Annotated in this window: 8 protein-coding genes; 4 read left to right on the plus strand and 4 right to left on the minus strand. The window is 50.0% G+C overall.

Annotation, left to right across the window (positions count from 1 at the left end; all coding sequences use genetic code 11):
• Window positions 1-166: 166 nt before the first annotated feature.
• The 3 genes from I1H34_RS23350 to rsmG are packed head-to-tail and all read left to right on the plus strand — an operon-like array spanning window position 167 to window position 2,986.
• Window positions 167-1,855: a DUF3352 domain-containing protein gene (locus I1H34_RS23350; protein ID WP_212663286.1), complete on the plus strand. Its 1,689-nt coding sequence runs from the start codon at window positions 167-169 to the stop codon at window positions 1,853-1,855.
• Between the two features lie 46 nt (window positions 1,856-1,901).
• Window positions 1,902-2,180 carry a 4a-hydroxytetrahydrobiopterin dehydratase gene (locus I1H34_RS23355; protein WP_212663287.1) on the plus strand — a complete coding sequence of 93 codons (279 nt, stop codon included), beginning with the start codon at window positions 1,902-1,904 and terminating at the stop codon, window positions 2,178-2,180.
• A 23-nt stretch (window positions 2,181-2,203) separates the two neighbouring features.
• Window positions 2,204-2,986, plus strand: coding sequence for a 16S rRNA (guanine(527)-N(7))-methyltransferase RsmG (gene rsmG / locus I1H34_RS23360; RefSeq protein ID WP_212663288.1), 783 nt, complete (start codon window positions 2,204-2,206; stop codon window positions 2,984-2,986).
• 53 nt (window positions 2,987-3,039) lie between these two features.
• Here the strand turns inward: rsmG and I1H34_RS23365 are convergent, their stop codons facing one another.
• Window positions 3,040-3,720 (minus strand): 2OG-Fe(II) oxygenase, encoded by a 681-nt coding sequence (locus I1H34_RS23365; protein ID WP_212663289.1) that lies wholly within the window; start codon window positions 3,718-3,720, stop codon window positions 3,040-3,042.
• Window positions 3,721-4,046: 326 nt separating this feature from the next.
• On the opposite strand from I1H34_RS23365, the gene I1H34_RS23370 reads away from it, so the two are divergent.
• The gene (locus I1H34_RS23370) at window positions 4,047-7,886 is read left to right on the plus strand and encodes an nSTAND1 domain-containing NTPase (protein ID WP_212663290.1); all 3,840 of its coding nucleotides are present in this window, start codon (window positions 4,047-4,049) and stop codon (window positions 7,884-7,886) included.
• Window positions 7,887-7,926: 40 nt separating this feature from the next.
• On the opposite strand, the gene I1H34_RS23375 is transcribed toward I1H34_RS23370, so the two are convergent.
• The 3 genes from I1H34_RS23375 to I1H34_RS23385 all read right to left on the minus strand — a co-directional run bounded on the left by I1H34_RS23375 (window position 7,927) and on the right by I1H34_RS23385 (window position 12,389).
• A complete protein-coding gene (locus I1H34_RS23375; protein WP_212663291.1) occupies window positions 7,927-9,381 on the minus strand; it encodes a DASH family cryptochrome in 1,455 nt (484 codons plus the stop codon).
• A gap of 2 nt (window positions 9,382-9,383) precedes the next feature.
• Window positions 9,384-11,081, minus strand: coding sequence for a TolC family protein (locus tag I1H34_RS23380; protein WP_212663292.1), 1,698 nt, complete (start codon window positions 11,079-11,081; stop codon window positions 9,384-9,386).
• A gap of 156 nt (window positions 11,082-11,237) precedes the next feature.
• A complete protein-coding gene (locus tag I1H34_RS23385; protein ID WP_212663293.1) occupies window positions 11,238-12,389 on the minus strand; it encodes a tocopherol cyclase family protein in 1,152 nt (383 codons plus the stop codon).
• Window positions 12,390-12,622: the final 233 nt, after the last annotated feature.

The raw sequence follows: 12,622 nt of genomic DNA on the forward strand, positions 1-12,622 counted from the left end.
AATGCGATGGACATCTTCTGGTTATTGCCGTCTGCATAGATGAATAATGACCGATCAATCATGGGGACACCTAGGGATTTGGCTGATTCCTAATTGCGATCGCAGGCTTTACCTAAGTTAGTGAAGTTGTGCATACTGACCTCTACACCTTGGATTTAACTCAACCATGAGCGAACGACCCACTCGACCGACCCGACCCAACCGATCTAAGCTGGCCAAGCGGAAGCCGCAAAAAAACCAGTCACGGACTTTGATGTTGACCTTGGGTGGCGCAGCGTTGCTGGTGGTAGGCGGTACCCTCGCGTTCTTTCTGCTTCAAGGTGAAGAGAAAGCGGGGCCTTTACCCCTAGGTTCCAAAGTAGTGCCCAGAGATGTGATGTTAAGCGTCACCCTCAATACCGGGGGTAACCAATGGCAACAAATCGCCCAGTTCGGCACCCCTGACACTCAAAAGACGTTGCAAGACCGGCTCCAGCAACTAGAGACGGACGTATTGAAACCCAATGGCCTGTCCTATAAAGCCAATATCCAGCCCTGGGCCGCCAATCAACTGACCATGGCTCTGTTGCCCCCCACGGTGGAATCGGTGGAGGAGCAAAGCCAACAAGCCACCATTTGGATAGTGCCCATTCGAGATCAAGGCCAATTTGAAAAAGTCTTTCAAAATAAGCTGACTGCTGCTAATTCGACAGATACGCGCACCTATAAAGAAACAAAGGTGTATGAATTTGATGCAGAGGATGGCAAACGCTATGGTTTTGCCACGTTAGATAATCGCTGGTTAGTGTTTACATCCGCCGATGCCCCCATCAACGCCGTTATCGATACCCATAAAGGGAAGCCCGCCTTAGCCGATGTGCCCCGCTATCAAGAGGCCCTCAAAGAAATCGAAAACGATGCTGCGATCGCAAAGGTCTATATTAATGTCCCCATCGCCGCGGCTCAGATGAGTCGCGTGCCCTTATCTCCGGCCAGCCAGGAACGCATTCAGAGTGTTCAGGGGATTGGCTCAACCCTGATGGTAGTCAAGGATGGCATCCAATTTAAGGCGATCTCCTGGCTAAAGCCCGATGCCAAAGACACCTTAGAGACCAAAAACGAGGCTAAAGATATTGCCAAACATTTACCCGACGATACGTTATTGATGACCTCGGGAGGGAATTTTCAACAGGTCTGGCGGGACTATGCCCAGGGAAATTTAGCCAAACTGGTGTTTCCCCTCAATCCCAAAGCTTGGAATGATGACCTGAGCAAACGCACGGGCATTGACTTCAATAACCAGTTTGTTAGCTGGATGGATGGCGAATTCTCTACCGCCATCATCCCTGCCCAAACCAAGGATAAAAAAGGGGTCGGGATCGTTTTCTTAGCGAAGGCCAAAGATCGGACCACCGCCAATCAGGCCTTTCGAGCCCTCGATGAGGCCATGCGCGATCGCTTTAATTTTCTAGTGACTGAATCCAAAGTGGGGAAGAAAACCGTAACGAACTGGAAGGTGCCTCCCGGACTCCCCATTGCCAGTCATGGCTGGTTAGATAATGATGTGGCCTTTTTTACCCTTGGGGCTCCCATCGCCAACCGCTTGCTCCCGGCTCCGAAGACAAATTTAACCCAAGCCGCGAGCTTTAAAGGGGCCACTACTTCAGACTTGGACCCCAATAACGGCAATTTCTATATTGATATGCCGCGCATGCTGGGATTGCTAGACACCAATCCCCTACTGCCAAAACTGACGCCAGACACCACAAAATTTATGCAAGGGATTGAAACAATTGGCGTGACGACAGCCATTAACAATGAGTGGAGTACCCGCTACGACATTCATGTCAAACTAAAGAAGAAGAAAGAATCCTAGTCGCCCTGGCGCGGCAGACCCACAACATTCAGATTGGAGGTTTCTCATGGCTGCAAGGTTAGATGATGCGACCATTCGTGAACGGGCACAGTCCCTCGCCGGTTGGACCGTAGACGGCCAATCCCTCAAAATCACCCGCAGGTTCAAGGATTTTTTGGCGGCTATGGCTTTTGTCAATCGCCTGGTAGACCCTGCTGAAGCCGCAGGCCATCACCCCGATATTTATATCAGCTATAACCGGGTCGATATTACCCTCACTACCCATGATGCGGGGGGACTGACGGAAATGGATTTCCAAATGGCCCAAACGATTTCTAATCTATAGAACTAGATCTAGACGGACAACCTATGAGCGACCGCACATTACCCAATCGATCTGACGTGTGGCTGCAAACCTTGGGCTGGCAACCGACCTCGGAGCAGGAACAGCAGTTTGAACGCTTGTTTCAGCAAATTCTGCGGGCTAATCAGCAGCTTAATCTCACCCGAATTACGGATCCCCAAGACTTCTGGGAAAAACACCTGTGGGATTCTCTCGTGGGTATTGCGCCTTGGTTGCCGCCTGGCTCTCCTATACCTACTTGGCTCCAAGACCTAGCGAGCTTATCTACAGACCTCAACCAAGCCATGCGGGTGATCGATATTGGTACAGGGGGTGGGTTTCCGGGTTTACCGATCGCAATCATCAAACCGACCTGGCCCATTACTCTACTCGACTCCACCCAAAAGAAGCTGACCTTTCTAGAACAGGCAACGGCTGACCTGGGGTTGGAGAATGTGGAGGGGTGTTGCGATCGCGCTGAAAATCTAGGCCAACAGTCCCCCTATAGAGAATCCTTTGATCTGGCCCTCGTTAGAGCCGTGGGTCCAGCCTCAGTCTGCGCTGAATATGCACTCCCTTTATTAGCCTTGCAAGGCTATGCCGTGCTGTATCGCGGCCAATGGACAACGGAAGAGCAGGAGGGATTAAAGGCTGTGGCATCCAAACTTGGAGGAGAGGTCGTGGCGGTATTGCCTGTGAAGATGCCCCATTCTCCAGGCATCCGGCACTGTATCTATCTCCGCAAAACCCAACCCACCGATCCCAAATTTCCGCGACGAGTGGGCGTGCCTACCCGTAAACCGCTGTAAGTTCACACCTATTTATTGTTTTTGCACCTAAGTTATTGCACCTAAAATTAGCGCTATCGATAGGCTTCTAAGCCACCAATCCAGGTGACAAGAGCACAGCGCATTCCTGCGGTCATAGCGGTAACACGATGCAAAGTATAGCTAGGGAATATAACGAGGGTGCCCCGGGAGCGAGGCATCAGGACAGGCTTTTGAGTGGCATGGAGTTCTAGTCCACCGCCTACGTAGGTATCCGGGTCTGAGAGCTGCACCGAGACGGACAGCTTCCGCAAGCCACTCCGCCGCGACCCAATATCCTGATGCCAGGTGTAATGGCCACCGGGTTCATATTCCGTGAGTTGAATAGAGCTTTCAAATCCATCTAGCCGAAACTGCCAGTTTTCAGCATTGACCTGGGCAACGTGGTTCATGATTTTTTCGTAGATCCACACGCTGTCTGGGTATTCGTTTAGCCGTAGCCAGCGGAGGGTGCTGTCGCGGGTTGCTTTGTGGACCGCTTTACCGCCCACTTCTCCAGTCATGGTTTTGACTTTGGAAAAGTAAGTTTCGATGGCATCACATTCTTGATCGCTAAAGCAATGCTCTAGAGCGACATATTTGCTAATGGTGGCGTCGTTGGGGTTTTCGGAAACAAATTGAATTTTGGTCTCAACCTGCCGATCCATCAACTGGATGTTATAGACCTGTTGGTTGATGACTTTATATTCAACGTTGGATTGGGCAAGGTCAGGCATAGTGGCTTGGGCACAAGGACTGCATATTATCGAGATTGTATCTTTATCTACGGCTTGGCTAGGGAGGGTGCAGCTTTTCTTTAGCTTGGGGTTTGATAAAAAATGAACGACTAATCATCACCATTGATGGCCAAATTCTAGGTAGATTTTGGGGTTTTTATTCGTCACTTTTTAGCTTAAAGCTATCTTAAAAATATCCTGACAAAAGATACTTCATCCATGATTTCAGGATTAAATAAGGTAATCTTGCCAAATCCACTTGAATTATGGGTTCTGAAACTCCTCCCCCTCCACCAGAGCATTTTTTGAAATCTTCAACTGAGTCAATGGCTCAGTTGCTTCGCTGGATCGCGGAGTTAGTCCGACAGCGCAATTGGTACATGCTGTTGGTTTTAGTAGGAGTAGGGCTAGCACTATTAACTCATTTCGGTCGAGATCAGCTCAATCAATTCATCAAGCCAGAATATCAAACTGCCTTCTCATTTTTTCTATGGGGTGGGGTGGTGTTGATCATTCTAGTGGCTTTGGGGTTTGCCCTCAAAACCCTACCTCGAACTCAGCCCCCTAACCTCGAAGATTTAGCAGAGCGCAAAGCGATTAAGGGACTGCGACCCTTTAGCCAAGACGATGCAGAAATTTTTGCCCGATTGCAGCGAGAACGATTGCTCCAAACTTGTGTAGAAGTGATCACTAGCTCTGACTTCCGATTTGGAATTTTAGTAGGAGAGTCGGGCTGTGGGAAGACTTCTGTTTTACAAGCTGGAATTTTACCTCAGTTTCTGAGGTCCGAATGTGAGTTCTGCGGTGTATACGTGCGGTTTTCGGACCAAGAACCGCTGGCTGCCATTCGGCAGGCATTAGCTGAGCAGCTAGAAATTCCGATGGAGTGGTTGACCACTGAAACGGATGCACATCCTTTTTTGGCGCTCTTAACGCAAGCGGTGACTGCTGCGGACAAGCCTGTGGTCCTGTTTTTGGACCAGTTTGAGCAATGGTATGTCCATGCCAAGCAGCCCGAGGATCGTCAGCCGTTTTTGCAAGGGTTAATGGCATGGTACAAACAGCCCACTCCGCCAGTGAAGATTCTGGTCTCGATCCGCTCAGATTTGTTTTTCCATATTGTAGAAATCCAGAAGGCACTCCACTTTGACCTCGGTCCCCAGGATGTGTTTCAGTTGGCCAAGTTTACGCCTGCTGAAGCGACCCAGGTATTGGCGGTGATTGCTCACACAGAAAATCTCCGGTTTGAAGAATCTTTTGTCATGGAGCTGGCGGAGCAAGAGTTGGCAGGTCGGGAAGATGGGCTGATTTCTCCGGTGGATGTGCAGATTTTGGCCTGGATGATTGAACGCCAAAATGCCTCGGAGTTGCGGGCCTTTAATCGCCAAGCTTTCCAGAAGTTTGGGGGTGTGGAAGGGCTGTTGATGCGGTTCTTGGATAAAGCCTTGATGGCTCGGGTCTCGGAGGGGCAGCGACAGGCTGCCTTAAAAGTATTGTTGGCCCTAACGGATTTGGAACGGCAGGTACGGGCAGGGGTTTTAACGGTCAGTGAATTACAGCAAAAATTAACGGGATCTCTCTCTTCTCAAGAGGTGCGCGAGGCGGTGAGATGGTTGGAGCGGGGAGATGTACGGCTGATTACCCCGATCAACCGACAGCAGCAAGAAGTGGGATATGAACTGGCCCATGAACGCTTAATTCCATCCTTACTCAAACAGGCGGGTCGAGAGTTATCGGCGGCAGATCAGGCGAATCAGCTTTTGGATCGGCGGGTGAATGAGTGGTTGGGGAATAACCGCAGTGGGCGTTATCTTTTTGGTCCACGGGAGTTGTGGTCGATTAAACAGCAAAAGCCCTATTTAACCTGGGGACCCAAACGGCCTCAAAAAGAAAAACTGTTGGCTTTAAGCTGGCGGCGAGTGCAAGGATTCACGGGGGCATTGATGGCAGTTTGTTTAGGGATTTCTGTGTTTTTAGGTTGGCTATGGTATATGCCGGCAGGACAAATTCAGCAAGTGCGGTGGGCCTTGGTGAATCCAATGGGTGGCCCCTTAGATAGAGTTAGCGATGAAGATGCAGTCAGTGCAGCGATTGCTTTTGCCAAAGATGGCAAGAAACAAAAAGCAATGGATATGGTGACCCAATATGTTGATCGTCCAGGGAGTCAGGCTCAATTTTTTAGTCAATTTACATCTGTGTTGATTCATGAGACTGACCATCAATCCATCAAAAAAGATTTAAACCTAATGCAAGTAAGGGCCAAAAAAATTGATGGCCCAAGGTACAAATCTTCTGCCCTGAGAGCGATTGCAGCCGCCTATGGTCAAATTAATGACCCCAAACTCGCTCATGAAGTCTTGAAAAATGCCCTAGCCGTCGCCGAAAAATTTGATGACCCATATTCCAAATCTTCTGCCCTGAGAGCGATTGCAGCCGCCTATGGTCAAATCAATGACCCCAAACTCGCCCAGGAAGGATTGAAAAATGCCCTAGCCGTCGCCGAAAAATTTGATGACCCAAGTTCCAAATCCGATGCCCTGAGAGCGATTGCAGCCGCCTATGGTCAAATCAATGACCCCAAACTCGCCCAGGAAGGATTGAAAAATGCCCTAGCCGTTGCCGAAAAAATCGATGACCCAAGGTACAAATCCTCTGGCCTGAGAGCGATTGCAGCCGCCTATGGTCAAATCAATGACCCCAAACTCGCCCATGAAGGATTGAAAAATGCCCTAACTGTCGCCGAAAAAATTGATGACCCAAGGTACAAATCCTCTGCCCTGAGAGCGATTGCAGCCGCCTATGGTCAAATCAATGACCCCAAACTCGCCCATGAAGTCTTGAAAAATGCCCTAACTGTCGCCGAAAAATTTGATGACCCACGTGACAAATCCAATGCCCTGAGTGCGATTGCAGCCGCCTATGGTCAAATCAATGACCCCAAACTCGCCCATGAAGTCTTGAAAAATGCCCTAACTGTCGCCGAAAAATTTGATGACCCACGTGACAAATCCAATGCCCTGAGTGCGATTGCAGCCGCCTATGGTCAAATCAATGACCCCAAACTCGCCCATGAAGTCTTGAAAAATGCCCTAACTGTCGCCGAAAAAATTGATGAGCCAACTGACAAATTCTATGCCCTGAGAACGATTGCAGCCGTTTATGGTCAAGTCAATGACCCCAAACTCGCCCATGAAGTCTTGAAAAATGCCCTAACCGTCGCCGAAAAAATTGATGACCCACGTGACAAATCCAATGCCCTGAGTGCGATTGCAGCCGCCTATGGTCAAGTCAATGACCCCAAACTCGCCCATGAAGTCTTGAAAAATGCCCTAACTGTCGTCGAAAAAATTGATAACCCAAGTTCCAAATCCAATGCCCTGAGAGCGATTGCAGACGCCTATGGTCAAATTAATGACCCCAAACTCGCCCATGAAGGATTGAAAAATGCCCTAACCGTCGCCGAAAAAATTGATGACCCACGTGACAAATCCAATACCCTGAGAGCGATTGCAGATGCCTATGGTCAAATTAATGACCCCAAACTCGCCCAGGAAGGATTAAAGAAGACTCTAAAAGCTGCAGAAGCAGCTAATGCCGAAAGTGTTATGGAAGCAATTTCTGTAAAATATGCCTATCTAAGCGATTGGGGACAGTCATTAAAGGCCCTGAGATATTGCCCAGAATCTTGGAAAGTGAAAGCCCAGATCAAACTTTTGACCCTTTGGGCTGAGAAAAAAAATCCTAGATTGATCAATGGCGCAGTGATTGTAGAGCAGCCTGAAGCATCTGAAGAACGGGGTAAATATACCTTCAAGGCCAATCTTTATGGTCCTACAGAAGGTTGTAATCAGTATGTGGATTGGTGGGAAATCCTAAGTGAAGATCAGGAGCTATTAGATCGCCCCCATTTTGACATCAGTCATGATGATCAACAGCCTTTCTCTAGTACGAGTAAGCCCATCCAAGCGTCAGACAATCAAACACTTCTAATTCGGGCTCACCTCCATCTTGAAAACAAAGATAAAAGTGGCTATGAGGCCAGACAGGCTTGGAAAGGAACGATCAAAGATGGCTTCGAAATGATTCGCCTACCTGAGAGATTTGCCACCAATCTTGCCAAAGCGGACCCACAACCCAAACCTTGCCAAGATAAGTCCCTAACTTAAACTTCAGTGATCTAAGCAGATTAAGTAAACAATGGGCTTTCTATCGATTCACCACTCGGTTATAAATCTGCTCATTCACCTTAGCCGACTGCCACAAATCCACCATCGGCTCTGGATAATCTCGCCCCACAACAAACCCAAACATCTCCTGTTCCAACGCTGTTAATTGCCAAGGCGTCTGTACCTGTCCCCCTGGCACATCCTTCAACTCCGGTAACCAATGGCGCACATAATCCCCCTGGGGGTCATAATCCTTCGCCTGCTTAACAATATTGAAAAACCGGAATCCTCGGGCATCATTCCCCACCCCTGCTGCATAATTCCAATTGCCCCAATTGCTGCAGACATCGTAATCAATCAGGCAAGATTCAAACCATTCCGCCCCCATTTGCCAATTCAGGCCCAAATTCTTGGTTAAAAAGCTGGCCACATTCTGCCGTCCCCGATTGGACATAAACCCCGTTGCCGCCAACTCCCGCATATTGGCATCAATCAACGGGAATCCCGTCTGGCCTGTTTGCCATTTCTCGAAGGTTTCGCGGTTGTCTTGCCAGGGCAACGCCAGCTCCTGCAAGCCCGACAGCCGAAAGACTCCCTTGCCATGCTTGGCACAAATAAACCGAAAATAATCTCGCCAGATTAACTCAAAAATCAGCCAATACGTAGAATTATTTTTGACTCGCTCCTGCTCATAAGCCTTTACCTGCTGGTGAATATAGCGCGGCGATACACAGCCCAAGGCTAACCAAGGCGAGAACTTCGTGGAATCATTGGGCTGCAGCATCCCGTTACGGGTTTCCTTATACTGCTTTAGACAATCTTGCTCCCAGAGATAGTCCTGCAATCGCTCCAGTGCTGCCGTTTCTCCACCCGAGAACCGAATCATCGCCCTGGAGTCTGGCTGAGCAGTGGATAATCCCCAGTTTTCCAGTTGGGGCAGCTCACCTGGCTCAGAATCTGGCAGTGCCGATAAAGTCTGTGGTGTCGGGAACGGGGGTTTAGGCTTAGCTGATTTTTCTACCTGCTTACGAAACTGGGTAAACACCTCCGGCAGCTCTCGAATCGGAAAGGGCAGCTGTTCTGGGTGATAGAGGGTACTGCTCCAAAACCTTAGGCAATCAATCCCTAGGTCGGCTAAAGCTTTGCGCAGATGGTTTTCGACCTCCACCTCTTCAGAGGTAACTTCTCGATTGAAATACACTGCATCGACGTTCAACGCTTGCGCTAGCTCAGGCAGAATCGTTTCAGGATGGCCCTGGCGCAGGATCAGATCGCTCTGCTTAGCCCGCAAGGATTGACGCAAATCCGCCAGACTCTCCAGCAAAAACTGGGCTCTAAACGGTCCTGTTTTGGGAAAGCCAAAAGGCGTTTGACCGAACTGGCGTGGATCGAAGCAGTAGCAGGGAATCACATCCGCATTAGAACGCACCGCCTGGTGCAGCGGGGCATGGTCATGGAGCCGCAAGTCATTGCGAAACCAAATGAGAACGCGCACCCTTAACCTCCTGGAGGTGTCACCCCACTGACGGGCTGAGCATAGCTGGTGGCCCGCTGGAGGGAAATTAAAGCTCGGTTATAGTTCAAAATAGCGGAAATTAAGTTACCTTTTGCCTGAGTCAACGAGTTTTCAGCACTGGTCACATCTAGCTGAGTGCCAATCCCGGCGCTCGATCTCAACCGCGCTAAGGCCAAACTTTCCTCTGCCAACTGAACACTGCTCTGGGCCGTATTAATATTGCGTAAATTCGACTGCAGATCGGAATAGGCTTGCTCTACTTCAAACCGCAGATCATTTTTGGTATCGGCAAATTGGGTTTCTGCGATCGCAATACTCTCTTCCTGCTGTGCCGCCCTAGATTTAGCCGCTTTGCCGTCAAAAAAGTTGATGGACACTTGCAAGCCGACGGCATAGCCAAAGGCACCGGACACACCATCATCCAGCCCTTCCACCACTTCCGCACTGGCAAAGGCCTGCAGTTGAGGCTTATTCGCCGCCAGAGCAACGCGACGCTGCTGCTGAGCCAACCGGCGTTGACTGAGGAGCTGCGCCAGCTCCACCCGATTTTGGAGGGCCAACACAATACTTTCTTCTAAGGTCAACAGCCAGCCGCCAGCAATATTGACCTGATCCGCAGCCGACAGGTTGACGGTTTCTTTCACATTGAGCCGCTGGGCTAGTTGGCGTTGGGCAATCTTCTGCAAATTCTCGGCCTGAGTCGCATTTTGGATCGTATCGGCTAACTGAACTTCCGACTGCAGCACATCAAATTTGGTACCAAGCCCGGCCTGTTCCCTAACCCTAGCGACCTCAAGGCTAGCCTCCGCATTCCGCACCGCATCCTTCGACACAGTAATCAGGGCTGACGATTGTTGAAGATTGTAGTAGTCATTGGCAACATCCAAGCGCAATTGCTCGAGCTGCCGCTTCAGCTCTAACTCAGAAATTTTGACCTGGGCCTTAGCTGCCCCAATTTGCCCCGACCGAAACCCGGAAGTATAGATATTGTAGGTAGCCGATACCGTCCCTTGAATTCGATTCGAAATGCCTCCACTGTTCCCTTGACTAATCGGCACTGCAGCAATGGGCTGCAAAGGTGCCACATTCGTAATCGCAAAGGGCGTCGCACTCGTATTAGCGCGCAACTGGAGCTGCTGAATTTGCTGATCAAAAATTTGCTGTTGACTCTGGTTTTGATCCTGCTGTAGCCGGGACTGCAGTTGCTGAATATCGATAGACAGTTCCTGTTGGGACTGAAACTGCTGGGTTTGCAAACTTTGCAACGTTCGCTGCTGAGCTTGAAGTTGAGCTGCCGCATCCACCTGAATTGGCGTTTGGTTGAGCAGAAAGTTAGCAGAATCCGTCCGGGTCAAGGCTGACTGCACACTCACGGTGGGCCAGTTGGCGGCTTTGGCCTGGGTCAAAAAACTCTGGTTTTGCTGCAGTTGCAGCTCGGTCACTTGTAGAGTCAGATTATTGCGTAGGGCTAACTCATAAGCCTGTTGGAGAGCGAGGGGCTGATTGAGATTAATCTCTACATCTGACTCTTGAGTGGGCAAACTCAACAAGGAGGAGTCGCGGTTCAGTTTAGGTTCTGGCACAGCTGTTTCAGGGGTCTGCCCCAAAGACGGCTGTCCCCCAAGGCCAATCAGGGCTATCCCTAAACCAGCCGCCACAAGATACAGTCGGATCACCATATTGCTGGACCTATCAATTCTTTGCTCATATGCTATGGGGATCGGTCTAATTCCACCTTAAAACCACTTAGAGTCGCAAATCTCAGTGTAAACCATTGTCTGTGACTGCCTCTGTAACTTAGAGATGGCGTACAGGTGGGCTAGATAAACAGCGTTCTAAGTCGCAGCCAGTCCCCAAGGCGCAGAATCCAAGGGTTGAGAAGCAGCCTCTTCCGCAATCCATGCCGTCTGCCAAGGTCCTCCTCCTACCTCCAACCCACAGAGATGACTATGGGCTTTCAAGAGCAGGGTTGTTCCTTGCTGATGATAGCGCTTTAAAGTGAGGGTGACACGGCCATGCATGGTGTCTTTACAGATAAAAATCAGGCCATTCTGAGTGGGGGCACGGAGGGGAGTGCCGTTGCGATCGCAACTCGCCCAAATCTCCACCGCATATTCCGAATTACGGGCCGTCATCGTCCATTCGCCCCAAGGGGTCACCGACCAAGAGATCTCAGAATTCCAGGGGGCAAACTCATAAAACTGACCCTGATGATGAATCCCAATCAACCCCACAGATTCCATCCACCACAGCACCCCTCGACGTCCAGCCGCCGCTGTTAACGCCAAATCGGGCTGATCCTCGAAACAATTGCAATTGATCCAAAACCATTTCTGGGGAAAGGCACCACCCCAATTTTTCTCCGCATAGGCCGGGGCATTTTCAAATACATATCGCTGGCCTTGCCAATCAATCCACCCCGTCGCCCATCCATGGGCCATCATCACCTGCCAACCCGGCTCAAAAATCGGCAAAAAAGACAGCAGTCCTGCCGTTGATCGTGAAGTCTTACCCACTTCTCCCCAACCATAAATCGGCTGAATCCGATAGGCCCAATGGGCGGCTTGCCCCGTCCCCGGATCCCGCAGATGGCCTTGATGCCAAGTATGAGTGCCCTGATAGCCTTGGGTGATTTGTCGATCAAACTCGTCTGGCTCTAGCAACTGGGGCTGTAAGCCCGGAATCCCACGACTCCAATGTCCCAGCCCTAAGGGTCCCATACCAACAGGAGCCCCCCAAGACCAAAACTGGCTAACATCCGCAAAGGTCCGGCAAAAGTAAGTATCCTCAGGACCTAAAATTTGGGCGGCCCCACCGCTATAGGGTTGGCCCCCTATCGGATCCTCAATGGAATACATAAAGGCGAAGGTCTGATCCAGCTCCGGCAAAGTCACCCGGTAATACCAGCCTTCAAAAAATCGTCGCTGACTACCATCCCAGTGATAACCACTGTGGGGAGTAATCAAGGTGGTGGGCAGCGTATCCATAACCCAATCATGTAGAACAATTCATTGTCCTACACCACTTAGGAACTTTTCATCACTTACATCTCTTCTTTCATCATAGGATCTGGCCGAGAAGAAGACAGGATGTAACGTAATCAAAACAAAGTTAGCCCCAGGAGGGCTCGCGAGGAGCCAGGGAGCAGAACCCCTGAGGCAAACGCCATCCTAACAAGCTCATTCGTTTATCCACCTGAGTGGATTTACGGAAACTATTT

Origin of the sequence: Acaryochloris marina S15, assembly GCF_018336915.1 — a bacterium.
GTDB classification, from domain to species: Bacteria; Cyanobacteriota; Cyanobacteriia; order Thermosynechococcales; family Thermosynechococcaceae; genus Acaryochloris; species Acaryochloris marina_A.